Source organism: Burkholderia pulmonis (assembly GCF_984667975.1).
Genome location: NZ_OZ480188.1, coordinates 446486 through 470527, shown reverse-complemented (window position 1 = coordinate 470527; position 24042 = coordinate 446486). Strand labels below are relative to the sequence as shown.

Sequence of the window (24042 nt, the reverse complement as noted above, 5' to 3'; positions counted from 1 at the left end):
GGCGCCGTCCGGGATGACGGCACCAGACCTTGCCGTCGCCGATTTCCCGGCCCATGCGCCCATACCGGCAGACGCCGCCAGCGGACGTACCGGCCGCCGGCGGCATGCCTGCGATGCCGCACGGATGGTCAATCCGGCGGGCCGTCGATCAGAATTGATGTCGCAACCCGACTCGAACGGCACTCTGCATCGATCCCGAGGCGTTCCCCCCCAGCGCCGTTTCCACCTGCGCGCCATATCCCCTGTCGTGTCCAAGCGCAAACACCGCGTACAGATCCGTGCGCTTGGACAAGAAATAGTCGGCGGTAAGCGTGACCTGCTGGGCGGATCCGATATCGTTGTTGCGGTCCTGGTAATGGACACCCCCTCCCAACTGGACGGCGGGTGTCACCGAATAGGTCAGTCCGCCCTCATAGGTCGTCGCGCGTGGCGAAGTATCCGAACCCGTTCGCACGTCCGAAATCATTCCGAAGAAGCGGAATGCACCGAGATTGTAGGCAGCGCCGCCGGCGAAATCCCGAAGGTTGCCGCCGGAATTCACGTCGTGCTGACCGTAATAGGCAAGCGCTGCGCTGAACGCGCCGTTGTCGTAAGACAGCAGGTAGCTTTGCGCGCTTCCCTGCGCCAGGGAACCCGGCACGTTTCCGAACCCCCACATGACGCCGAACGAAAAGCCGCCGAACGCCGGGCTGACATACTTCACCGCGTTGTTTGCCTGGATGCCCCAGACTCGATTGTCGAGTGCGCCGCCGGCAGCGGCATTGGCAGGCAAACTCCAGGCCAGCAGGCCGGCCGGTGTGTTACTTCCGATCGCGAAAGACGGCATGGTGTCGCCCATGAAGTCGAACTGTCGCCCCAGCGTGACGGTGCCCCAGTTGCCGCCCAGTCCGACATACGACTGGTAGCCAAAGGCGGAACCCGGGGGCAGCAGCGCGCCGTTCGACACCTGAAACTGGTTCTCGAGCCTGAACGTCACGAAATTGCCGCCACCGAGATCCTCCTTGCCCAGGATGCCCCAGATATCCGGATGCAAGACGCCGGATTGCAGCGCCACCTGCTTGCCATGCCCCTCACCGGACATCACGTTGTTCGTATATGTGATGCCGACATCCAGCATCCCGTAGAGGGTCACGCTCGACTGCGCAAACACCGGCACGGGCACGCCGAAAACCAGCAGCGCCAGCCCCAAACTCCTTGATCTCATGTTTCTCTTCCCGATTGACTTCAACAGTCTCCTGAATCAGGGCGACGGCGCCGCGTTGCGCAGCCCGCCAACCTGCGCGTCCCGATGCAAAGGTTCACATCGGCGCCGTCCTGGACGGCATGACAACTATCCCGTAATTTGGGATTGGAAAATAAAAAATCCGGCAATCGGTGCTGAAAATTTATGTGTTTTCGGGAATTTCGAGATTTTTAAAGGAGTCGACCAAGAGTGCATGCCTCGCCGAAGACTCGGGTTCCACCGGCACGCGCACGGCCCCCCCTTGCCTTGCCTGTCGGTGACCGCTCTGGCTGAGGTCGATTACGCTGGATTCAGCGTCGACGACGAGGTCGGTCCGCGCCTCTCCGAACATGACGGTCGGCCGCTGCCCCATGCCGGTACCGAAAGATGCGAGCGGACAGATGATCGGCATGCCGCCGGCCGGACGCACGGCTGCTCACCGGACTGCCGACCGGGCGACGTGACCTTCCGATCACCTCGATAGACCAATTCCTGACCATCGCAGGCGGCGGGCGTTTTTTGCTGCATGTGTTTCCGGCCCCGGTTTCAGGGATTTTCGATATGCTGCCGAGGCATAACCCACCATTTTTTTTGTAAAATCCCGCAAAACGGGTTTTGTGGTGCCCGGCTGCACGGCCCCATGCAGGCGACGCGACCAGCCAGCCGCACCGAGGCCGGCCTCGGCGCATCGACCTGCAATCCCCGACGAACAACCACGCAGCCCGCGAAACGGATCACGCCATGTCCAGCCTCACGAAAATGCTGTCCATCCTCGACGTGTTCTCGTCGTCCGCGATGTCCATGACCGCAGAAGAAATCGCCGAACTCATGGGTTTTTCGCGGACCACGTGTTACCGGTATGTCAAGGAGCTGGCGTCGGTCGGCTTGCTGGTGAGCAGCAACGGCAGCTATACGCTCGGGCCGCGCATCATCCACCTCGACTACAACATGCGACAGTCGGACCCGACCTTGATATCCGCAGGTCCGATCATCCGGAAACTGGTCCAGGTCACCGGCGGCGACGCACTCATTTCCACGCTTTACGACGAGCAGGTGATCAACGTCATGCACGAGACAGGCGTCGAGAATCTCGATCTGGGCTACGGCCGTGGCCGGCTGATGCCGCTGTTCCAGGGCGCTTCGTCGAAGGTGATCGTGGCCGCGATGTCGCGCGCGCGCCTCAAGCGCCTGCACGACCGCCACAACGCGGAAATGGGCGAGTTCGGCGACTGGCCGACGTTCTGGCGACACTGCCAGCACATCACTGAAACGGGCTACTGGATTTCCCGCGGCGAACTCGACGCGGGTTTTGTCGGCATCGCCGCACCCATTCGCGCAACCAGCAGCGGCGAGATCGGCAGCAGTCTGTCGCTGATCTTCCGCGGAGAGCACTTCCCACTTTTCGATCAGAACGTGCTGGGCAAGCTCCTGATCGATGCGGCCACACGTATCGGCGAACAGACGTGACGGCGAAAGCGGCCGGCCGGAGCGATGCCCCCTCGCTCTACGCTGCGCGTTCGCCGGCCATGCCCCGCGATGGCGATTTGCACGGAACCAGCTTCAGCAAGAGCACCGAGCCGAGCACGAGAAGTCCGGCCACCAACGCAAGCCCTGCGTACGGCGTACCGGTACGCGTAAAGAGGACGCCGACCACCCAGGAGCTGAAGGCACCGCCCAGCGAGCCGAGCATGCTGATGATGGCGATGCCTGCTGCTGCGGCCCGGCCGGTCAGTTGTGCGGCCGGAATGGTCCAGTAGACGATCGGAACCGTGAAGATCGACAGTTGAGCGATGGCCAGCAAGGTCACGCTCATCCACACATGGCCGACAAAGAAACGAAGCAGCAGCAGGCTGCCCGCGGTGGCGAGCATGCACGCGACGACGTGCCATCGCCGCTCGCCATGCCGGTCCGAACTCCACGCGATCGCCACGTTGCCGAGCATCGTAAATACGGAAATCAACCCGGCCAGCCAGCCGATGCTGGACACGCTCGTGACCCCTGACGCCTTCAGGATGGTAGGCACCCAGAACGTCACCGCGCCCATCCCGACATAGATGCAGAAATAGATGGCGGCCAGGCCAAGGATGTGACGGTTGCAGAGTATTTCGCCAACGCTGGCCCGGCCGTGCCCGATCATCGCATCCGCCCGTTCGGCTTCCAGGTCTCGCAACAGCACCTTCCGATCGGCGTCCGTGAGCCACTTCGCCTGCTCCGGCCGATCGCTCAGCATCAGCGGTGCGAGCAGCCCAAGCGCGACAGCGGGCACGCCCTCGACAAGAAAGAGCCATTGCCATCCGCGCAGGCCCATTACGTCCTGCATGTGCCCCATGATCCAGCCTGACAGCGGGCCGCCGGTCATTCCGGCGACCGGGACGGCTAGCAGGAGGATGCCGTTCACGCGAGCGCGCACCGTATCCGGGAACCAGTACGAGAGATAGAGGATGAGGCCCGGAAAGAACCCCGCCTCGGCTGCACCCAGCAGAAAGCGCAGCACGTAAAGCGACAGGCTGCCTGTCACGAACATCTGCGCAATCGTGCACAGCCCCCACATCACCATGATCCGCATGAGCGTCCTGCCTGCCCCGATGCGTGCAAGCAACAGGTTGCTAGGGACTTCGAACGCCGCATAGCTGACGAAGAAAATCGCTGTGGCGGCGCCGAAGACAGCCTCGGTCAAACCGAGGTCCTGCAGAAACTGCAGCTTTGCGAACCCGATGTTGACCCGGTCGATGAAGTTGATGACGTAACACAGGAAAAGGAACGGGATAACGCGCAGTGCGACACGACGATACAGACGCGTGGGGTACGACTTGGACATGGACCGCTCCCGGGATGTTGAAATGCGTGCGGCAACCGTCCCGCCTGTCCTTGCCCGCGCGCATCGCAGCCGGCGTCTTCCGTCAAGCTCCCGCCCGCCGGCGTCGAAACGCGTGAAGTGTGCAAGTACCTGCCGCTCCGTCACGACAATTCTACAAATCCCCCAATTCGGGATTAATCCGTAGTTAACCTTATAAATCCCACATCCTGGAACATGCGTATCCAAGGCCCGAGCCGCGGCATGGCGCTCGTGACAACCGTGGCGTGTGTCGATCCGGCACCAGGAGGCCATATCCAGGCGAACATTCGGCACTGAATCCCGCGAAACGGTTGCCCACGCGTCCCGCCCTCTCAAATATTTTATAAATCCCCTATAATGGGATTTATCTTATCAAACGTGACGAGCCTCGTGTGGGAGGCAGGCATCAGCCCCCGGTCCGGGATGGCCCCCGCCGGTGCCCGCGAAATGGGCAGTCATGCGACGGACACCGCAGGCTTCGGAGCGGTGCTGCGACGGGGCCGGCCCGGCACTGGCATCCTCCGTTACAGCCCCGGTGCGCGGAAAGCGGTCCGACACATCGCGTCGCGGTTTTTGTCTGGATAAGATCGTCGCGACGGCCGCTTCGAATGGCGCGATGCCACCCCTGAAGATACCGGCCCGGATTCCGCCGGATCGCGAGACCCCGCCCGCTCGACAGTCGGTTCGAGCGGTTTCGCCGCAACCGGTGTCGAACTTGACTACGGACACATTGTTCAGACCATGAACCTGCACGCTGAAGCACGGTGTTTCTCGGATGTGTTCCTCCACTCCCAGGCAATCGTGAACTGGTCCCAGCACTACGACCAGATCAGCCCCGGCACCGCCAACACCACACTGCGGCAGGTTGCCGGCCAGCGTTTCCATGTGTTCCGCGAGTTGATCAATCAGCGCGTCATGCAACACGGAATGGCACCGCACGACCGCCTTTGCTTCGCACTACCGATCGCGGGTTCGGTTGCTCCGGTCGTCCAGGGGCGCACGGTCGAACGGCCCAGCCTGTTGACGTTGCGCGGCGGCGAGGAGTTCGTCGCCCATCTGCCGCGCGATACCGAAGTGCTGGCCTTTACGATCGACCGCGGCATCACGGCGGATCGAGAACTCGACGAACTCGCGAATTTGCCGTCGCGCATCCTGAAGCAACCGGTGCTTCCCATCTCGCCCTTACGCTACGCCAATGCCCTGGAGGGCCTGGAGCGCGTGCTCAGCCACGCGCTCGACACCGGCTCGCTTACCGGGCACGATGCATTCGACGAACGCGTGCTCACGCACAGTGTCGTCGGCATCCTGCTCGACCTCGTTCAGTCTGACGAATCGGCATCCGCCGCGCTGCCATCGGCGTCGACGCAAAGCTACATCGTTCGCCGGAGCCAGGAGATCGCCCTGGACAGCGACGACGTACCGACCGTTCTCGATCTCTGCCACCACCTCCGGATCAGTCGACGCACGCTTCAATACAGCTTCCAGAACGTCGTTGGTACCACACCGACCGCTTACCTGCGCTCGATCCGGCTTAACGCCGTGCGGCGCTTCCTGATGACGACACCCGAAACGGTGCGAATCGGCGACGCCGCGGCGCAATTCGGTTTTTGCCACTTCGGGCGATTCTCGGCGTACTACCAGCAACATTTCCACGAACGCCCGTCGCATACGTCGCGCCTGAGCTGACGGCTGCGCATGTGTGTCACGCGGCCCGCGTGTCTCCGGGTAATCCCCCTGTCGTCCAGCTCGCGCAGATTGCCGATAGCGGACAACGCATCGAATTTCGGCACCGTAAATTTTCTCGACGGTCCGCCCGGGTGCTTCGCACCCTTCACCGGGCGACCTTCGAAGCGCGCACCTGCGTCGTCGGCAGACGGCAACACGCGTTGACGGGCAATCAGGATCGGCCCGACACGCAGGCGTATTGATCAGGCATGCCCGGTCGCTTCCTGACGGACGACCCGGCCAGCGGGACTCTCCATGAACGAATTGTCATCCCGGTCCGAAGCGGGACTCAGCAAGAACGCTGTCGGACTCTCACACATCGTATTCTTCGTCGTTGCCGCCGCGGCGCCGCTCACCGCGATGGTCGGTGCAACGCCCGCGGCGTTCTCGCTCGGCAACGGTGCGGGCGTACCCGGCGTGTTTGTGCTGGCAGGCGTGATGTACCTGATCTTCAGCATCGGCTATGCCGCGATGAGCCGGCACATCTCCAACGCAGGCGCGTTCTACGCGTACATCGTCAACGGTCTCGGACGACCTGTCGGCGTGGGCGGCGCATTCGTCGCGATCGTCGCGTACAACGCCGTGCAGATCGCGATCTATTCCATGTTCGGGTTCTTTCTCAACAGCGGCGTGCAGCAGCACTATGGCGTCGACGTGCCGTGGTGGATATTCGCGCTGGTCTGCGTGGCCGCCGTCCATTGCTGCGGCGCACGACGGATCGAGTTCAGCGGCCGTCTACTCGGCATGCTGATGATGGGTGAAATCGCGATCGTGATGCTGCTCGACCTGGCCATCGTCATGCACGGCGCAGGCACGGGCGGGTTCAGCGCGAAGCCGTTCAGCCCTGCGACGGTGTTCACGCCCGGTCTCGGCACCGCGCTCGTATTCGTTCTCGGTTCCTACATGGGTTTCGAGGCGACCGCCATTTTTTCCGAAGAGGCCCGCGATCCGAAGCGCACGATCCCGCGCGCCACTTACCTGGCCGTGATCCTCATCATGGTCTTCTATGCGCTGTCGTCGTGGGCGATCGTCGAAGCATGGGGGGAAGGCCAGATAGCGGCTCAAGCCGCCAAGGATCCCGCGAATCTGTGGTTTGCCGTCAGCGGACGATTGCTCGGCAACGTTGCGACGGACGCGATGAACGTGCTGCTCGTCACGAGCCTGTTCGCGGCAATCCTGTCGTTCCACAATACGATCACGCGCTACTTCTACGCGATGGGCCGCGAACGCGTGTTGTGGCACAAGCTCGGCCATACGTGTCCCGTGCATCGCTGCCCCGATGTCGCCGGGAAAGTGCAGACACTGATTGCATTCACGGCGATCGTCGGCTCGGCGGCATTCCGTCTCGATCCGTTTGCGGTCGTCTTCTCGTGGATGAGCGCTTTGGCCACCATCGGCATCATCGCCGTGCAGATTCTGGTGGCAGCATCGGTCATCTCGTTCTTCTCTCGCGATCATCGCGACACCGGCATCGTCCATCGACTGATCGCACCGCTCGTCAGTGTGATCGCGCTCGCCGCGTGCCTCGTGCTCGTCGTGCGCAATCTGTCCGTGCTCAGCGGATCCGATTCGATTTTCGTGGCACTCTTTCCCTATTTCCTCCTCGGAATCGGCGCGTTCGGCATGAGGTCGGCATTGCGGTTGAAGCGAAGCGATCCGGATCTCTATCGCGAACTCGGACGCGCAGTCCGGTAATCCCCCGGTCACCCGCTTCTCAATCGGCACCACAACCGCAATTCCATCTCCCCGCCGCGGATGCGACGCTCATGACGCGTCGCATCTGCACCGCCGCCTCCGGCCGTCACGAACCTGCCCGGCGTGGCCGGTTTTCCGTCGCGCCTCCGGCCGCCTCTCGAAGGCAGTCGACCCGACCATGACCGCGTTCGTATCGCGTCATCGTCGTCATGGCACGGGTATTCCCTAGCGCGACATCACGGCAACGGTTGCCGATAGCGGACAAGGTCCGCCATTTCATCGACATACAGTGAATCCGAACGTCGAGCACGCGTAGCGGCAGCCGCGATTGCACCAACCGGAGCGGCCGACGATTCCCTTCGAGAAATACGGACACCATGATGAAAATTCAAAACCTGATCGGCGGCCGGCATTGCGATGCATCCGCCGGGCACACTTTCGAAAAACGCGCACCGGCGACCGGTGATCGAATCGCCTCCGTACCTGCGTCGAACGCGGAAGACGTCGACCGCGCCGCTCGCGCCGCGCATGACGCGCTGCGCGACGGCGACTGGCCTCGCGCGGGTGGTGCAGCCCGCGCCCGCTGGCTTCATCGGCTGGCTGATCTGATCGAGCGCGACCGCGAAGCGCTGGTGGAGCGTCTTGCCGCCGAACAAGGGCGTCCGCTGGCCGAGATGCGCATGATGGATGTCCCGATGAGCATCGATACGTTGCGCTACTTCGCCGGCTGGGCCGACAAGCTCGAGGGCCGTACGATTCCCACCGACGGATTCATGGGTCGCCCGACCCTCAACTACACGAGACGCCTGCCCGTCGGCGTGGCAGGCCAGATCATTCCGTGGAATGCGCCGTTGATGATCGCCGTCTGGAAGCTGGCGCCGGCACTTGCGGCCGGCTGCCCGGTGGTGATCAAACCGTCGGAAGACGCGCCGCTCGCAGTTTCCAGGCTCGGCGAACTCGCCTGCGAAGCCGGCTTTCCCGCTGGCGTTGTCAATATCGTCCATGGCATGGGTTCGGATGTCGGTGCCGCGCTCGTTGCCCACCCGCTGGTAAGCAAGATCAGCTTCACCGGCAGCACGGAAGTCGGCCGTGTGATCGCCGGCGAAGCGGCCAGGACGTTCAAGCGCGTCACGCTCGAACTCGGCGGCAAGGCGGCACAGATCGTCTTCGACGATGCGGATCTCGACCGCACGATCCCGTCTCTCGTCGCCGGCATGTTCGCGAACCAGGGACAGACCTGCGCGGCCGGTTCCCGCGTGCTCGCCCACCGGTCGATCGCCCGGGCGCTCGAGGAACGGCTCGCCGCCGCGGCTCGCGCGATCCGTGTCGGTCCGCCATCCGATCCCGACGCGCGAATGGGAGCGCTCATCAACCCGCGCCACCTCGCACGCGTGCGCGCACATATCGAAGGTGCGCTTGCGGAGGGTGCGCGCCTGCTCGCAGGCGACGAACCGCTTCCGCCGCGCGGCTGTTTCATGCGTCCCACGATTCTCGGCGGCGTGCACCGCGACATGCGGATCGCCCGCGACGAGGTATTCGGCCCGGTCGGCATGGTCATCCCGTTCGATACGGAGGATGAGGCGATTCATATCGCAAACGACACGCCATTCGGCCTGTCCGCGTCGGTCTGGACGCAGGACCTCGGTGTTGCACACCGCGTCGCAGAGCGGCTCGACGTCGGCGCGGTCGCGATCAATGCATGGAGTCCGATCGACGCCCGCCTGCCGTGGGGCGGCACCAAGCACAGCGGTATCGGGCGGGACTTGTCGCGGGCCGCACTCGACTCCTACCTCGAGGAAAAGATCGTTACCGTCGCGCTGTAATCCCTCGGCGTGCGCCGGCTCGCCGCCGCGCGTCATGCCGCCATTTCTTCAAGCACTTCGTGAGAGACACAACATGGACTATCAAAAACGCCAAAAAAGATTCTGGCATCCGATGAGCTCGGCGGCGGCCGGCCACACGACGCCGACCGTCGTGATCGCGCGGGGCGACGGCAATTACGTATACGACGTCGACGGTCATCGCATGCTCGACGGCGTCGGCGGGTTGTGGAACGTCAACGTCGGACACAACCGCCCGGAAGTGAAGGCCGCGATCGCGCGCCAGATGGACGAGCTGTCCTACTACCAGACCTTCGACGGTGTCGCCCACCCGCGTGTGTACGACCTGGCCGATCGGCTGTGCGAGATGTTCGAGCAAGAAAACATGCAGCGCGTCATGTTCGGCAGCGGCGGCTCCGATGCAGTCGAAACTGCGCTGAAGATGGCACGCCAGTACTGGATCGCCACGGGCGAACCTTCCCGGACGAAGTTCCTGTCGCTGCGCAACGGCTATCACGGCGTGCACATCGGCGGAACCTCGATCGGCGGCAACGGTGTCTATCACTACAATCATGGCCCGCTGTTGCCCGGTTGCGTGCTGCTCGATACGCCGTGGCTGTATCGCAACCCGTGGGGCTGCGAGGATCCCGAGGAACTCGTCGACCATTGCATCCGGCAGCTCGAGGATACGATCGCGTTCCACGGTGCGCAAACAGTCGCAGCGTTCGTGGCGGAGCCCGTGCAAGGGGCGGGCGGCCTGATCGTCCCGCCGGCGGACTACTGGCCGCGCGTTCGGGCCGTGTGCGACCGGCACGGCATCCTGATGATCGCCGACGAAGTCGTTACCGGCTTCGGGCGCACGGGCAGCCTGCTCGGGAGCCGCGGATGGGGCGTCGCCGCCGACATCCTGTGTCTCGCCAAAGGCATTTCCGCAGGCTACGTCCCGCTCGGCGCGACGATGTACAACGCGCGGATCGCGCAAGCGATCGAGCAAGGCGCCGGCTTCTCGCACGTGGTCATGCACGGCTACACGTACAGCGGGCACCCCCTCGCGTGCGCGGCGTCGCTCGCCGTGCTCGACATCGTCGAATCCGAGAACCTGCCGGCCAATGCGGCACGCATGGGCCAGCGCCTGCTCGATCAACTGCTGCCGCTGAAGGACGATTTCGAGACCGTTGGCGACGTGCGCGGCAAAGGGCTGATGCTGGCGCTCGATCTCGTGACCGACAAGGCAAGCCGAACTCCGCTCGATCCGGGTCAAGGGTTCGCGGCGCGCGTGGCCGATGCCGCACGCCGGCGCGGCGTGCTGGTTCGGGCGATCGCGAACAAGCTGGTGATGTCCCCGCCGCTGACACTGAAGTCGGACGAAGTCGACTTCATCGCACAAACGCTGCGCGAAGCATTGCAGGAATGCTGTCAGGACGCGCTTGTGAGCGCCTGATCGGCGGATATCGATGCGCACGAGCCGCCTGTACAGCGGTGCGTGCGCGTCCGCCGCCGCGTCGAATCCCCCACACGATCCGGCACGCGGCGGCGCACCACGCCGGCAGCAGATCAAAGCCGCCACCCTGCTTCCGGATCTCGCAGTTTCGCTTTCAGGGAAGACACATCAAATGGAAAACCAGGCCATTGCATTCCAGCCGGCCAAATATCCGCTCGCGCTCCGACTGCTTCACTGGGTCCGGGCGATACTGATCGGCGCGCAGCTCTGGACCGGATGGACCATGGTCCGGCTCGACGACAACCTGCCCGCCAAGTTCGACTGGTACTACCCGACCCACAAGGCGTTTGGCGTGCTGACGTTGCTGGTGGTCATCACGCAACTGGCGATTCGCTCGATGAAGGCTTTGCCCCCATTGCCGTCGAGTCTGCCGGCGCTGGACCGAAAGCTCGCCAAGGTCGCCCACTACCTGCTCTACGTGCTGGCTATCGTCGTTCCGCTGATGGGTTACTCGATGTCCAGTACGTATACGCAAAGCGACGGCGTGCCGTTCTTCTTTTTCCGCGTTCCCGAACTGCTTCCGAAGAACGACCACTGGTTCGTGGTGTTCCAGTGGCTGCACAGGACGCTGGCCTATACGTTGCTGGCGCTCGTCGCGCTGCATGTTCTCGCCGCACTGAAACACCGGTTTTTTGACGCCAACCGCGAAAACGACGTCTTGCGCCGCATGCTGTAACGCGGAGCCGGAACGTCGGCTGATTCCGCTATTTCAACCAATCGGCGACGGCACGAGAACCGGCGGAGTCCCGGTAGCGCACCCACGCTCCTGCGATGGAAGATCCGGCCATTCGATTGCCCTCGGCAATAATAATTAGTTTTCCTAATACAAATACGGCAGATCGAATCCGGAACGCGAATCGATCGGCGCCCGTTCACGGAGATCGACGATGAAGAAGATGATGGTGGCCGTATCGGCCGCGAGCGCGATGGGATTCGGCACGACTGGACATGCACAGAGCACGGTGACGCTCTACGGTCTGATCGACGAGGGTTTCAATTTCACGACCAATGCTGCCGGAAACAAAGGCTACCAGATGGTCAGCGGCGACACGGTCGGCAGCAACTGGGGGCTGAAAGGCACGGAAGACCTCGGCGGCGGACTGAGGGCACTTTTCCAGCTGGAGAACGGCTTCAACACGAACACGGGCGCGCTCGGCGTGACGTCACGGATGTTCGGCAGGCAAGCGTACGCCGGGCTCGATTCCGACCGATTCGGCACGTTGACGCTGGGGCGCCAGTATGATCCGACGCTGGACATGTGGAGCCCCTTTACCGCCACGGGCAACTGGCTGGGCGACTTTGGCGCGCACCCGTACGACAACGATAACGCCGATTGGGACTACCGCATCCAGAACAGCATCAAGTACATGTCTCCGGCCTACGGCGGCTTCAAGGGCGAGGTGCTCTACGGCTTCAGCAACCGGGCGGGCGGCTTTGCCCGCAATCGCGCCTACAGCGCTGCGGTCCAGTATCAGGCAGGGGCGTTCTCCGCTGCCGTCGCCTATCTCAGGGCAAACGGCGGGGGCGCCACGGCAGGCGGTGCCTTGTCGAGCGACGATACGGTCTTCGGCGGCCGCTCGCAGCAGACCATCGATGCGGGAATGTCATACAGGTTCGGCGACAAGCTGACGCTGTCGGCTGCCTATTCGCACGTCGACGTGTACAACCCGGAATCAAACCTCTATTTCGTCGACCAGCCGTTGGCAGGCTCGCAGCATGCGTGGAAATTCGACAATGTCGAAGTCAACGGCCAGTATTTTTTCCAGCATGACTTCTGGTTCGGTGCAGCCTATACCTATACGCATGCCCGCCTCACGACGGCGGCAGACGCTGCGTCACCGAACTGGCACCAGGTGTCGATGATGCTCGACTACGACCTCAGCAAGCGGACGTCGACCTATATCCAGGGGGCATACCAGCACGCAACGGGAAACACGGGCACGGACTTCGACTTCGCGCACGTCCTCGGGACCGCCGGCCAGTCGTCGGGGCGAAACCAGCTGGCTTTGCGTATCGACATGATGCATCGCTTCTGACCTGCGCGATGCATGGCCGCGCCGATTCCGTGCCCGGCTTTGCGATTTGCCCGGCTGCGCGGTGTCTCGCCTCGTTCAGGACACTCCCGGAGGCGCCGACGCCGCGCTTCGGATCAGGCCCATGGTCCGACTCAGCCAACCTGCCCGGGCGCCGGGCGGCATCACGAACGAATGCCGCTCGACGCCGCCGGGCCGAGGCAGGTCAATTCAGCTGCGTGATGAATTTGCTCACCAGATAACCATCGAAGGTCTCCGTTCCTCCTTCGCTTCCAAAGCCGCTGTCCTTCACGCCACCGAACGGAATTTCCGCCGGACCCATGCCGAAGTGGTTGATGTTGACCATGCCGGCTTCCAGTGTGCGGCCGATCCGGTGCGCATTGCGTACCGAGGCGGTAAACGCATACGACGCAAGGCCGAACGGCAGCCGATTGGCCTCCGCGAGCGCATCGCCGAGGTCGTCGAACGGGACGATGCCGACGATCGGGCCAAAGGGCTCGTCATTCATCAGGCGCGAATCGCGAGTCGGGCCGAGCACGACCGTCGGCGCGAAGTAGTGCCCGGGCCCCGGCAGCGACGCGCCGCCCGCGACGATGTCCGCACCTTTCTCCTTGGCATCGGCCACGAACGCATCAATTTCGGATACACGCCGCGCATGGGCGAGCGGTCCCATCGTGACGCCGTCGTCGAGGCCGTATCCGACGCGGATCGTACCGACGACATCGAGATACGCGGCGACAAAACGGTCGAGCACCGGCCGTTGCACGAAAAACCGCGTCGGCGACACGCAAACCTGCCCGGCGTTACGGAATTTGTACGCGGCCAGCATCGTGGCGGCGCGCTCGATGTCGGCGTCCGCGCAGACGAGAACCGGCGCGTGCCCGCCCAGCTCCATGGTCATGCGTTTCATATGCGACGCGGCGAGTGCCGCCAGTCGCTTGCCGACCGGCACCGAGCCGGTAAACGAGATTTTGCGCACCAGCGGCGACTCGATCAGCTGCGTTGACACCTCGCCCGGCACACCCCATACGATATTCAGGCAGCCTGCGGGCAACCCTGCATCATGGAAGATATGCGCGAGTGCCACGATTGCGCTCGGCGATTCCTCGGGCCCCTTGAGCACGAGCGTGCACCCCGACGCCAGTGCCGCCGCAATCTTGTGCATCGCCTGACTGAACGGAAAGTTCCACGGCGAAAATGACGCACACACGCCGATCGGCTCTCGCAATACCGTCTGCATCACGTCGGGAGAACGCGCTGGCACGACGCGGCCGTAGGTACGGCGGCCCTCCTCGGCATGCCATTCGAGCTGTTCCGCGGACGACACGACCTCGGCAACGGCCTCGTGAAGCGGTTTGCCCTGGTCCATCGTGATGTGACGCGCTATTTCGGCGGCCCGCTGGCGAACCAGCGCTGCGGCGCCGCGCAGAATATCCGAGCGGACGAGCGGCGACTCGTGCCGCCACGCCCCGAACGCACGATGCGCGGCGTCGATCGCTGCGTCAATATCGTCGACGGTCGCATGCGGAAGTTCGCCGAGCACGCTGCCGGTTCCCGGATCGAAGACCGACTGTGTGCGGCGGCCATCCGCAGGGTGAAACCGGCCGTCGATATACAGATGAAGCGGCGCGTAGTCGCGTTGTCCATCCGGCGTCATCTGAGAAGTCAGCGGTGTAAACGGAATCAAGACGGATACCTCGGTAAGAGCTTCATGAAGCGGTGTGCCCGCTCGGCACGGACACGCCGCGTGGGTTGACAGGTCGCCCGTCCGAACCCTGGACGCGTCAAGCCGGCTGTTACGGCCCGGGCAGCAGGCCGCCGATTTCCTGTCGCAGAATCCGGTTTTCCTGCGTGACGAGCAGATGCCGGACCTTGCCCCGGAACACCTTGAACGCGGGATCGGCCATCAGTGCGTTGCGACGAAGTGCGCGCTCGTCGAGCGAATCGAACGCCCACAGATAGACGATCTGGTTCAGCGGTCCGACCTCCGTCGCAAAACAGCCGATCATCGTGCCGAGCGCCTGCTCCTGCGCCGCCCGACCGCATTCCGCGTACAAGCGCAGATACTCGGCGACGCCGCCCGGCACGAGCGTATAGATGCGTTGCTCAACCAGCATGGGCTTCCTCCTGTCGATGCGGCGCAAACGTGTGGAAACCGGAAGTCACGCGTGCCATGCCCGCGGCGTCCGTCTGCGCCGCCACGTATCGGTCGGGCCGCACCACGACGAGGGGAGCGGGATACCGGTCGAACCAGTCCGCCATCGCGTTGTCGACGTCCTCTACGCACTCGCTGCCATACGCGCTGGCGACACGCCCTTCGCGGCAGGTCCCGCTCCGCGAGCGGTTGATCTGCACGAATCTCGCACCCAGCGACGTCCAGTACGCACGATCGTCATCGCTCAGGCAGCTTTGTGGATCGCATTGCCACCCGACGATCGCAAACCACGGACCCAGCACGTCGTCGAGCTTGCGACGCACCCCGTCGGCCGTTTCGACGTCGGGCTGCGCGATCATCCTGCCGATCGCGCCCGACGCGCCCGCCAGCACGACACCGCGCGTGTAGCTCGGCATCGGCTTGAACCGCATCTGCAGCACATAGTTCTTCAGGCCCGGGGCGTATCGGGCAAGCCCGAGGAAACGATCGCGCAGGAACGCCACCAGCCGGTTGGTCGGCATCAGCATGGCGCCGAACGTATCCGCGAGGCTGATCATCGCCTTCGCGTGATCGAGGCGCTCCGATTCGTACGTCGCGATCACGCCGGCGCCGAGCCGCCCCTTGACGACACCCGCCAGCTTCCACGCGAGGTTGCCGACATCGCGCAAGCCTGCATTCAGACCCTGGCCGATCCATGGCGGCGTCAGATGGGCCGCATCGCCGATGAGCGACACCCGACCGACGACGAATCGCTCGGCCACGCGCGAGTGGTGGGTGTAGGTTCGGGCGCGTACGATCTCGAGACGATCGACGTCGTCGACATACGGCTTGATCAGCGCGCGTATCGATTCCGGTCGCGCGATTGCCTCTTCGTCCTCGTGCGGAAACACGAGAAACTCCCAGCGCCGATAATTGAACGGCAGATAGATGCAGACGTTCGGGCGCCTTGGATCGCAGTTCAGCGCCGTGCACGGCTGGTCGAGCCCGGCATTCTTGACATCGACCACGATCCATTTCATCGGATGTGTGGTGCCGGCAAGCCTGACGCCCAGCATGTCGCGCATCGGACTGCGTCCACCATCGGCCGCAACCACGTAGTCGGCCTCGAGCACGTATTGCTGCCCGTCTGCCCGGCGCACCTGCAACGCGACGCGTTCATCGTCCTGCTCGATGCCGACGACCTCTTCGCTCGTACGAAGCGATACATGCGGATAGCGCGCGAGCGCGTCACGCAGCGTTCGCTCGGCCAGTTGCTGCATGAAGATGTTGCGCCGCCACCAGCCGAACTCGCGCATCGATGGGCGAATGTCGGCAAAGCACGCGCCGTTCGCCTTGAACATGCGCAGCGGCACGTTCTGGATGATGTCACGGCTCAACTCGTCGGCGAGGCCGGCAGTCTGGAACAGACGCAATGCCTCGTCGTCGATACCGACCGCGCGCGGAAACTCGACGATCTGCGGCGTTTTTTCGATGATCACCGTATCGATGCCATAAAGGCCCAGCAGGTTCGCCATCGCGGCGCCGTTCGGGCCCGCGCCGACGATCGCGACAGACGTCCGGTTCGATTTGTTCGCTGTCATCCGTCAGACTCCTGCCCGCCACGCGGGATCGTCCAGGCGATCAAGCCAGTTGCGCAACGCGTGATTGAACGCGGCCGGCTGATCGTCATGCACGTAGTGCGTTGCGCCCGGAATGTCGATCCGGTCAATTCCGGCATTGGCAGCCACCATTTCGGCCGCCACGTCTGCGGACAGGAAATCCGATTCGGCACCGCGCAGCAGCAGTGTCGGCACGTGCAGATTGAGCACCTGCGGCCACAAATGGACGAGTTGTTCCGGTGTCGCGGCCAGCCGCGCCGCAGCGATCCCAACGGCATCATGTCGCCACACGATTCTTCGTTGTGCATCCTCCTTCAGCGAATGTGCGAGACGCGAATCGAGCGCGGAAGCGTGGATGTTGGGGCGCTGACGCCGCCAGAAGGCGCGCGCGTCGTCCCACGACGTGAATGCATCCGGCGTTTCCTTGAGTTCGCGCTTGATACGCTCCGAGCCCTGCGAACCGGCAGACGCGCCGGGGCCCATGTCCTCGATCACGAGACCCGCGAGACGCTCGGGTTGCGAACCCGCATAAACGAATGCGTTGGCGCCGCCCATCGAGTGCCCGACCAGCACGAAGCGTCTCAGGTCAAGCGCCCGAACCAATGCGTCAAGATCGCGTACGTAAGCCGCGGCGTAGTATTCGCGCCGGGGATCCCAGTCGCTCGCCCCCCGGCCGCGCTGATCCAGCGCGACGACTCGATAGCGGTCGACCAGCGCATCGGCGACGGGTTCCCACGTATGGGCATAACTGCGCAAGCCGTGCAGCATGACCAGGGCCGGCGCATCGTCGCGCCCCCAGCTCACGTAGTGCAGCCGCAGTCCGTCGCTGACGACCCAGCCATCCTTGACGGATGTCGTATTCATCATTCGCTCTCCGCGCCGTATCCGTACTCAGACCAGGCCGTCCTGACCGACGATCTCGCTCGCGCGAAGGCCGCCAAGCCGCGCATGCAGGCGGCCACGCGTCGCGAATGCGAAGATCACCAGGACTTCGTCGGCATTGGGCGCATCGGGGAACAGGCAAGTCACCGTGTCGTAGTGCGAGCGCACGTACAGTGCGTCCTTGTGCGCGAGCGGCACGTCGATCACCGTATTGACCGGGCCACGCTTGCCGCTCGACGGCACCCATGCCTTCCCGCCTCCCAGTGCGGCACGGATCGGCTCGGCGAAGATCGACGTCAGAAAGGCGTTGCCATGCTCGTACTCGCCCGCCGATCCGACCAGGCATGCCTTCCCGTAGCTCTCGATTGCATGTCCCGCGGCGAGCGACTCGATGCGCCGTGCGAACTCCTTGCCGAGCGCCGGCGACGAGCGCACGAGATCGTCGAGGTTCTCGCTGAACCGACCCGCATACGGATTGTGGACGGCCGCGGCGATCACGATCTTGCGCAACGGCTCACCGTCAGCCGGCTGGCCAGATTCGTTCGCAAGCGAATCCTCGATCTGCGTGTACCACTTTCTGATATGAAAATCTTCGAAATTCTTTACCTTATTCATCAGGAATCCTATGTTATTGATCGATTTGATTGAAATAAAGATGCCGGGATCTTATTCGAACAACGGCTCGAGCTGAGTCGGGTCGCTGGGTGCGTTGTACCGATTCAGAACACGCTTTCCCTCCTCGTCGTCAGTGACGGTTTCACAGAAGAACTCGAGGCGATTGCCGTCCGGATCCGGAAAATAAACGCCGATTCCGACTTTGTGGTCGGTGATCTTGACGATCGGCACGTTGCGGCGAATCAGCATGCCGTACAGGCGTCTCAGCTCGGTCAGGCCACCCGCGATTTCGAGGCCATAGTGTTGCAGGCCGATCGTGCCGAGCTCCGCGTCGGATGCGGCGCGAATCAGTGCAATGTCGTGGTGCTTCTGACCGAAAGACATGAACACCCACTGTTCTCCGCGCGCGGTTTCGGTCATGCCGAGCACGTCGGCATACCACGTGCTCGACCGCACGGGATCGCGCACGAACAACGACAGGTGCGTGCGCTGGACACGTGGCGTAGGCAACGGCAGGCCGCTTTCGTTCGCACGATCGGCCAGCTGTCGGATGGCGGATGGTGTCATCGTTCGCTCCGGTCAGTGGGTGGACTGCGCGTGGGCCACGAGCGGCGCTTCAAACGGCGTCCATGCGACCGCCGTGATTTCGCTGAAATCGCGCCATTCCTTCGTCCAGTTCCGGCCGCCGTCGCGCGAACAGAACAGGTGCCCGTACTTGGTGCCGGCATAGACGAGCTCCGGCCGCGCCGCGTGGACACCGAATGCCCAGAATGTCGAATTCGGCGGCATGTGCAGATCCGTCTCGTGCCATTCATGGCCACGATCGGTCGATCGATAGATGCGACTTTGCGTGCCCGGCGTGCCGTCTCCGATCGCCATCAGGAGCTCGCCGTCCGGCGTCGGCAACTGAATGACCGTACGGGTGTAGTACAGCCCGTCGAAACGTTCGCGCGACAGCTTGCCGTCCCACGTCTGCCCGTCATCCTCGCTCACGTGGACGGCATTCACTGTCAGCAACACCGTGGTCTTCTGCTTGTCGGGTGTGGCGGGCAGCACGGCAATCGCATGAATATCGCTGTTGCGGATCGCCGTACCGGGACCATCGACGCGCGTCCAGCTCGCGCCAGCGTCCCGGCTGCGCCATGCGCCGCCCTCTTCTACGCCGTACCACACGTTGCGCCCGTCGGTCGGATCCACACAGATCGTCAGCAGCCGCGGGCGGTTGACGCCCGAACAGAATTCCGGGAACTCGGGCGCGGTTCGCTCCCAGGTCAGGCCCGCGTCGTTCGACTTGAACAGCGCCGCGCGCGACGGCGCACCGGTACCCGCATAAAGTACCGCGGAGTTCGCAGGATCGATTGCAATCGACCAGACCGTTTGCCCGTTCAGGATGTTGTCGGGACGAAACCAGTGGGCGCCGCCGTCATCGCTGATGGACAGGCCGGAATCCGCGCCGGCGTAGATGCGCGACGGCGTCGCGGGGTCCACCGCGAGCGCGCGCACGATGCCGTCGAATTCGATCGGCTCGGTCAACCCGAGGCGATGCCAGGTTTTGCCGTCGTCGTTCGAGCGCAGGATGCCTTGCCCTGCGGTGGCGACCAGTACGGTTGCTGTCATGGAATGCTCCTTGTATCAGAGGAAAATGCCGCGTGTCAGTCCGCCGTCGCAGCCGATCGATTCGCCGGTGATCGAGCCGGATTTCGGCGACGCGAGAAACGCGACGACCCATCCCATCTCTTCCGGCTGCAGCACCCGCCTGATCGGGGTGACCTTGACGTAGTTGGCCTCCACCTCGCTCGCTGTCAGCCCCTGCTTTTGAGCTTCCTTCTCGTAGAGTTCGTGGATGTGCGGCGTCTCGACGACACCCGGGTGAATGGTATTCACCGTGATGCCGAACGGACCGAGCTGGTCGGACAACGTCTTGGTCAGATGCACGATCGCCACATTGCGCATGCCGGAAAGCTGTTTGCTGCCGCGGCCCGTGAGGCCACCGATGTTGACGATCCGGCCAAACCCGTTGCGTCGCATGTACGGTGCGGCCGCCTTCGCGCAGCGCAGGTAACCGACCACCTTGATATCGATGTCCTGGAGCAACCCCTGCGGATCGGCGTTCTCCAGTTCTGCGCGAACCAGCCCGCCCGGATGCGCGGCACCGTTGACCAGGATGTCGAGGCGCCCGAAGCGGTCGACGGTCGCCGTCATCGCGGATTCGACCGACATCATGTCGGTGGTGTCCACCGTCACGGGCACGATCGCGCCTGCGGCGTCGCCCAGCGGCTCGAGCGTCGTGCGAATGTCGGCAGCCGCCGCCTCGAGGTGTTCCATGCGTCGCGCGGCAATGACGACGTTGACGCCTTCCCGGGCGAGCTCGAGCGCGACCGCCTTGCCGATGCCCATGCTGCCGCCGGTAATGAAGGCAGTTTTTCCTTTGAGTTGCAGATCCATAGCGATAAGTGGTGAGAGTCGTGGGTGACGGAATGAAGGGGCCGACGCGTCAGGAGAGGCACATTTCGATGAGACGCGGCCCATCGCTGCCCGCCAGCGCGTCATCAAGCGCCTCAAAAAGCGCATCGACCGTGCTCACTTGCTCGGCCGGCACGCCATAGCCACGCGACAGCGCGAGCCAGTCGATCGGCGGGTCGTCCAGCAGCGTCAGGCGACTGGCGTGCGGTGCGTCGGCCGGCAAGCCGCTGCGTGCGAGTTCGGTCTGCAAGATGCCATAGCGACGGTTCGAAGCGATCAGGATGACGATCGGCAGACGCTCGCGCGCCATCGTCCACAACGCCTGGATCGTGTACTGCGCACTCCCGTCGGACTGCAGCGCGAACACGCGGCGATCCGGACACGCCACGGCGGCGCCGAGCGCCACCGGCAAGCCCTGGCCGATCGCGCCCCCGGTGTTCGTGAGGAGGGTGTGACGTCGTGCGCGCGCCGACGCGGTCACGAACGGATAACCGCACGTGCCCCCCTCGATCGACACGATCGCGTGCTCGGGCAACGCATTCGCCAGCAGGCGACCGACCGACTGCGGCGTCAGCGGCCCGGCTTCGACGGGCCAGCACTCGACCGCCACGCCGTCTGCACGGCCGGTCGCACCGAGGTGCTCGGCGAGTGCCTCCAGCGCGTCGTCCGCTGCATCACCCGGCTCGGCCAGCGTCACGATGTCTTCGGGGCGCGCGAGTTCGCCAGGAATGCCTTCGTAGCCAAAGTACGTGACCGGCGCGAGCGCACCGGCGAGTACCACTTTCCTGCCGGCAAGCGCTGCCCGTGCCGGCTCGGGAAAATATGGCAGGCGATCGATGTCCGGCAAGCCTCCGCCGCGTTCCGCACGCGCGGGAAAAGTCTCGCTGAAGCAGATCGCGCCCGTAGCGGCCGAGATGCGGGCCGCTGCTTGCTGTCCGCGGGCAGACAGCGCCCGATCGCCCATCAGCAGTACGACAGGCGTGCCGGTGCGCAGCAAATCGGCAACCTGGCGGACCCGCACGGCATCGAATGAGACTGTAGCCGGGCGAGCGGCGACTGCCGGCACGGGTTCGCGAACCGCAACCGACTGGAGATCGACGGGCAGCACGAGCGTCGCTACACCGCGTTTCGAACCCATCGCGGCCGAGATTGCATCGGCCGTATCCCGCGACAGATCCTCTTCGCGGGCCACGCTGCGATACCAGACCGACACCGGGCGCGCCAACGATTCGATATCGGAGGTAAGTGGTGCGTCGTACTTCAGATGATCGCGTGCGTGGTCGCCGATGATGTTCAGGATCGGCGTGCGTGCGCGACGCGCATTGTGCAGGTTGGCGATCCCGTTTGCGTGGCCGGGGCCGAGATGCAGCAGCGTCATCGCCGGTTTGCCGGCCAAGCGGCCGTAGCCGTCCGCCGCTCCCGTACAGACGCCCTCGAACAACCCGAGGATCGGGCGCACGCCGGCCACGATGTCGAGCCCCCCGACGAACGGCATTTCGGTCGTCCCGGGATTCGCAAAACAGACGTCCACCCCGGCGTCGCGCGCCGTCTCAAGCACGATGCACGCGCCGATACGCGCCTCGGCATCAATTTCGGAATGTGAGATTTTCATGCGTCAGCCCGACTTCTTGATTGGATTGATTTCACTTTAATCCCTCAATACGGGATTTGTCAAACTTCCTTCCGACCAATGATTCGCCAAAAAATCCTCTCGTTTACCCGAAGAAATTCGCTAGCGCTCCCGAATTCCAGCTCACGCAACGACCATTCGTGTCATGGCACCAGCAACGCCGGTCCCGTCATTTGGAATTTCAGAAACCCCGATCCGTCGCAGACCGGGCGAGATGTCGAGGGTGACAAGACGGTCAAACTTCCGTTGCGGCGTCACCTACCGCGCGCGGCGTTCGACGACTGAATCGAACGTCCCGTGTCGGGAAGCTCAGGTAGCTGTACAGGGATCAGTGGGCAGTGACTGCCGGAAAGGCCGGACCAAGGTGCCAGGCTGTCACCCGCACGACGCAGCCGGCTATGCGCACGGGGAAGCCGGTGCGCGATTTCACGCCCGGCCCGACCCGTCGGCGGATCGCGACGAGTGGTCGTGTGCGTTGAACGTGCTGGAAAGCTGGGCGCAGGCCGATGCGCTGACGGCACCGATCCGGGTTACCAGGGCGGCTACGAGTGCTCGCGGGCGGGCAGCGCCTTCGCGATGGTGATCCTGCGCATACCGCGCGACGTGCGCGATGCGATCGATCCGTGGCTGGAACGCATCGCGATCGCCGCCTGCCGGCGATCAGCGCTCGCGCCGCCCGTTCAGCGAATGGCGGCTCGACGGGAATGTGCCCGCGGCCCGGGGTGTGCCGCTGCCGTAGGCAGTCCGCGTGTGTCGCGCCGCGGAGAAGCCGCGTCCGCCCTAACCCCGCACGCGCCGCATCCTCAGCGTCGCCGACGGCGATTCACCGAACGCCCGCTTGTACTCGATCGCGAACCGCCCGAGGTGCGCGAACCCCCATTTCAGCGCGATGTCGGTGACCGACGCGAGCCCCGGCGTCGCATCGGCCAGCAGTTCCTCGCGCACATGTTGCAGCCGCAACTGCCGCACGAAGCCCATCGGCGTGATGCCGTGGCGATTGCGGAAGCCGGCGAACAGCGTGCTCGGGCTGACACCGGCCAGCTCGGCGAGCCGTTCGATCGTCAGCGGCTCGTCGAGATGCGCGCGGATGTACTCCTCGACACGGCGCACGTAGAACGGTGCGAGCGCCGGCGGCAGGGGCCGCGTGCCGTTGCGCGCGCTGTTCGGATGGCCGTGCAGCAGCAGGTTGAACAGCGTCGATTCGAGCTGCTCGAATGCAAGCGGATGCCGTAGCGGATGCGCGTCCGTCGAAATGGCGCCGGCGAGAATCGGCAGCAGTTGCGCGAGGCAGGTGCCCTGCGACGACGACAGGCTGAATTCCGGCTCGAACTCGACAGGCGCGCGCCGGTCGTCGCCGAAATGTCGCTGCGCGTGGCGCTCCATCACTTCGCGCTCGATGCGCAGGATCACTTGCGGGCACGCATCGCCCCACTGCATCTTCAGCGGCAGCGTCGGCGAGATCAGCGACGCGGTGCCGGGCGACGACACGAAGTGCGTCGAACCGCACTCGATCCCGGCATCGCCGCGCAGCGGAATCTGCAACAGGAAGAAGTGCTCGAGCGGCCCGGGCTCGATGCTGACGCCGCCGCCATAATCGAGCAGGTTCAGCGACAGGTTGCCCCAGCGCGCATGATGCATGCAGCTGTGCAGCGCGCGCGATTCGCCGGTCGGCGTAAGCCGGTGCGGCTTGAACACGTCGGCGACGCGTGCGCGCACCTCGTCGACATCGTTCGACTGCAGCAGCAGGTTGTCGTGATTGAAACAGGCGGCGTCGGCCAGCCAGCCCGTTTCGGAAAATTGCGCCATCGAAGTTCTCCCGTCGTGCTCGATCGCACTCGCGCCGTGCACGCATTCCCGGAATCGGGGC

Annotated in this window: 19 protein-coding genes; 7 read left to right on the top strand and 12 right to left on the bottom strand. The window is 64.1% G+C overall.

Annotated features, from left to right (window positions below; translation table 11 throughout):
• Window positions 1-148: 148 nt before the first annotated feature.
• Entirely contained in the window at window positions 149-1189 is a 1041-nt protein-coding gene (locus AC5LXK_RS33910; protein WP_493394984.1) for a porin, read from the bottom strand.
• 774 nt (window positions 1190-1963) lie between these two features.
• Here AC5LXK_RS33910 and AC5LXK_RS33905 point away from each other — a divergent pair.
• A complete protein-coding gene (locus AC5LXK_RS33905; RefSeq protein WP_493394983.1) occupies window positions 1964-2689 on the top strand; it encodes an IclR family transcriptional regulator in 726 nt (241 codons plus the stop codon).
• A 37-nt stretch (window positions 2690-2726) separates the two neighbouring features.
• On the opposite strand, the gene AC5LXK_RS33900 is transcribed toward AC5LXK_RS33905, so the two are convergent.
• On the bottom strand, window positions 2727-4040 hold the full coding sequence (locus AC5LXK_RS33900) for an MFS transporter (RefSeq protein WP_493394982.1): 1314 nt from the start codon (window positions 4038-4040) through the stop codon (window positions 2727-2729).
• Between the two features lie 759 nt (window positions 4041-4799).
• On the opposite strand from AC5LXK_RS33900, the gene AC5LXK_RS33895 reads away from it, so the two are divergent.
• The 6 genes from AC5LXK_RS33895 to AC5LXK_RS33870 all read left to right on the top strand — a co-directional run bounded on the left by AC5LXK_RS33895 (window position 4800) and on the right by AC5LXK_RS33870 (window position 12835).
• A complete protein-coding gene (locus AC5LXK_RS33895; RefSeq protein ID WP_493394981.1) occupies window positions 4800-5744 on the top strand; it encodes a helix-turn-helix domain-containing protein in 945 nt (314 codons plus the stop codon).
• 294 nt (window positions 5745-6038) lie between these two features.
• On the top strand, window positions 6039-7478 hold the full coding sequence (locus AC5LXK_RS33890; RefSeq protein WP_493394980.1) for an APC family permease: 1440 nt from the start codon (window positions 6039-6041) through the stop codon (window positions 7476-7478).
• A 377-nt stretch (window positions 7479-7855) separates the two neighbouring features.
• On the top strand, window positions 7856-9301 hold the full coding sequence (locus AC5LXK_RS33885) for an aldehyde dehydrogenase family protein (RefSeq protein WP_493394979.1): 1446 nt from the start codon (window positions 7856-7858) through the stop codon (window positions 9299-9301).
• 73 nt (window positions 9302-9374) lie between these two features.
• Window positions 9375-10739: an aspartate aminotransferase family protein gene (locus AC5LXK_RS33880; protein ID WP_493394978.1), complete on the top strand. Its 1365-nt coding sequence runs from the start codon at window positions 9375-9377 to the stop codon at window positions 10737-10739.
• A gap of 13 nt (window positions 10740-10752) precedes the next feature.
• On the top strand, window positions 10753-11475 hold the full coding sequence (locus AC5LXK_RS33875) for a cytochrome b (protein ID WP_493394977.1): 723 nt from the start codon (window positions 10753-10755) through the stop codon (window positions 11473-11475).
• A gap of 211 nt (window positions 11476-11686) precedes the next feature.
• Window positions 11687-12835, top strand: a complete 1149-nt coding sequence (locus AC5LXK_RS33870) for a porin (RefSeq protein ID WP_493394976.1) — start codon at window positions 11687-11689, stop codon at window positions 12833-12835.
• Window positions 12836-13037: 202 nt separating this feature from the next.
• Here the strand turns inward: AC5LXK_RS33870 and AC5LXK_RS33865 are convergent, their stop codons facing one another.
• From AC5LXK_RS33865 to AC5LXK_RS33820, 10 genes are all read right to left on the bottom strand, one after another.
• Window positions 13038-14489: an NAD-dependent succinate-semialdehyde dehydrogenase gene (locus tag AC5LXK_RS33865; protein WP_493395090.1), complete on the bottom strand. Its 1452-nt coding sequence runs from the start codon at window positions 14487-14489 to the stop codon at window positions 13038-13040.
• Window positions 14490-14628: 139 nt separating this feature from the next.
• The gene (locus AC5LXK_RS33860; protein ID WP_493394975.1) at window positions 14629-14949 is read right to left on the bottom strand and encodes an NIPSNAP family protein; all 321 of its coding nucleotides are present in this window, start codon (window positions 14947-14949) and stop codon (window positions 14629-14631) included.
• Window positions 14939-16567, bottom strand: coding sequence for a bifunctional 3-(3-hydroxy-phenyl)propionate/3-hydroxycinnamic acid hydroxylase (locus AC5LXK_RS33855; protein WP_493394974.1), 1629 nt, complete (start codon window positions 16565-16567; stop codon window positions 14939-14941). The genes AC5LXK_RS33860 and AC5LXK_RS33855 overlap by 11 nt, the downstream gene beginning before the upstream one ends.
• Before the next feature lie 3 nt (window positions 16568-16570).
• Window positions 16571-17449 carry an alpha/beta fold hydrolase gene (locus tag AC5LXK_RS33850; protein ID WP_493394973.1) on the bottom strand — a complete coding sequence of 293 codons (879 nt, stop codon included), beginning with the start codon at window positions 17447-17449 and terminating at the stop codon, window positions 16571-16573.
• Window positions 17450-17476: 27 nt separating this feature from the next.
• Window positions 17477-18082 (bottom strand): amino acid synthesis family protein, encoded by a 606-nt coding sequence (locus AC5LXK_RS33845; RefSeq protein WP_493394972.1) that lies wholly within the window; start codon window positions 18080-18082, stop codon window positions 17477-17479.
• 51 nt (window positions 18083-18133) lie between these two features.
• Window positions 18134-18649 (bottom strand): VOC family protein, encoded by a 516-nt coding sequence (locus AC5LXK_RS33840; RefSeq protein ID WP_493394971.1) that lies wholly within the window; start codon window positions 18647-18649, stop codon window positions 18134-18136.
• Window positions 18650-18661: 12 nt separating this feature from the next.
• Window positions 18662-19699 carry a WD40/YVTN/BNR-like repeat-containing protein gene (locus AC5LXK_RS33835; protein ID WP_493394970.1) on the bottom strand — a complete coding sequence of 346 codons (1038 nt, stop codon included), beginning with the start codon at window positions 19697-19699 and terminating at the stop codon, window positions 18662-18664.
• 15 nt (window positions 19700-19714) lie between these two features.
• Window positions 19715-20527, bottom strand: coding sequence for an SDR family NAD(P)-dependent oxidoreductase (locus AC5LXK_RS33830; protein WP_493394969.1), 813 nt, complete (start codon window positions 20525-20527; stop codon window positions 19715-19717).
• Window positions 20528-20576: 49 nt separating this feature from the next.
• Window positions 20577-22157, bottom strand: coding sequence for an acetolactate synthase large subunit (locus tag AC5LXK_RS33825; RefSeq protein ID WP_493394968.1), 1581 nt, complete (start codon window positions 22155-22157; stop codon window positions 20577-20579).
• A 798-nt stretch (window positions 22158-22955) separates the two neighbouring features.
• Window positions 22956-23981, bottom strand: coding sequence for an AraC family transcriptional regulator (locus AC5LXK_RS33820; protein ID WP_493394967.1), 1026 nt, complete (start codon window positions 23979-23981; stop codon window positions 22956-22958).
• Window positions 23982-24042: the final 61 nt, after the last annotated feature.

What these genes read in the sequence shown, in the direction of transcription:
- AC5LXK_RS33905 (WP_493394983.1), top strand. Translation starts at nt 1,964, where the DNA reads ATGTCCAGCCTCACGAAAATGCTGTCCATCCTCGACGTGTTCTCGTCG.
- AC5LXK_RS33900 (WP_493394982.1), bottom strand. Translation starts at nt 4,040, where the DNA reads ATGTCCAAGTCGTACCCCACGCGTCTGTATCGTCGTGTCGCACTGCGC.
- AC5LXK_RS33895 (WP_493394981.1), top strand. Translation starts at nt 4,800, where the DNA reads ATGAACCTGCACGCTGAAGCACGGTGTTTCTCGGATGTGTTCCTCCAC.
- AC5LXK_RS33890 (WP_493394980.1), top strand. Translation starts at nt 6,039, where the DNA reads ATGAACGAATTGTCATCCCGGTCCGAAGCGGGACTCAGCAAGAACGCT.
- AC5LXK_RS33885 (WP_493394979.1), top strand. Translation starts at nt 7,856, where the DNA reads ATGATGAAAATTCAAAACCTGATCGGCGGCCGGCATTGCGATGCATCC.
- AC5LXK_RS33880 (WP_493394978.1), top strand. Translation starts at nt 9,375, where the DNA reads ATGGACTATCAAAAACGCCAAAAAAGATTCTGGCATCCGATGAGCTCG.
- AC5LXK_RS33875 (WP_493394977.1), top strand. Translation starts at nt 10,753, where the DNA reads ATGCGCACGAGCCGCCTGTACAGCGGTGCGTGCGCGTCCGCCGCCGCG.
- AC5LXK_RS33870 (WP_493394976.1), top strand. Translation starts at nt 11,687, where the DNA reads ATGAAGAAGATGATGGTGGCCGTATCGGCCGCGAGCGCGATGGGATTC.
- AC5LXK_RS33865 (WP_493395090.1), bottom strand. Translation starts at nt 14,489, where the DNA reads ATGACGCCGGATGGACAACGCGACTACGCGCCGCTTCATCTGTATATC.
- AC5LXK_RS33860 (WP_493394975.1), bottom strand. Translation starts at nt 14,949, where the DNA reads ATGCTGGTTGAGCAACGCATCTATACGCTCGTGCCGGGCGGCGTCGCC.
- AC5LXK_RS33855 (WP_493394974.1), bottom strand. Translation starts at nt 16,567, where the DNA reads ATGACAGCGAACAAATCGAACCGGACGTCTGTCGCGATCGTCGGCGCG.
- AC5LXK_RS33850 (WP_493394973.1), bottom strand. Translation starts at nt 17,449, where the DNA reads ATGAATACGACATCCGTCAAGGATGGCTGGGTCGTCAGCGACGGACTG.
- AC5LXK_RS33845 (WP_493394972.1), bottom strand. Translation starts at nt 18,082, where the DNA reads ATGAATAAGGTAAAGAATTTCGAAGATTTTCATATCAGAAAGTGGTAC.
- AC5LXK_RS33840 (WP_493394971.1), bottom strand. Translation starts at nt 18,649, where the DNA reads ATGACACCATCCGCCATCCGACAGCTGGCCGATCGTGCGAACGAAAGC.
- AC5LXK_RS33835 (WP_493394970.1), bottom strand. Translation starts at nt 19,699, where the DNA reads ATGACAGCAACCGTACTGGTCGCCACCGCAGGGCAAGGCATCCTGCGC.
- AC5LXK_RS33830 (WP_493394969.1), bottom strand. Translation starts at nt 20,527, where the DNA reads ATGGATCTGCAACTCAAAGGAAAAACTGCCTTCATTACCGGCGGCAGC.
- AC5LXK_RS33825 (WP_493394968.1), bottom strand. Translation starts at nt 22,157, where the DNA reads ATGAAAATCTCACATTCCGAAATTGATGCCGAGGCGCGTATCGGCGCG.
- AC5LXK_RS33820 (WP_493394967.1), bottom strand. Translation starts at nt 23,981, where the DNA reads ATGGCGCAATTTTCCGAAACGGGCTGGCTGGCCGACGCCGCCTGTTTC.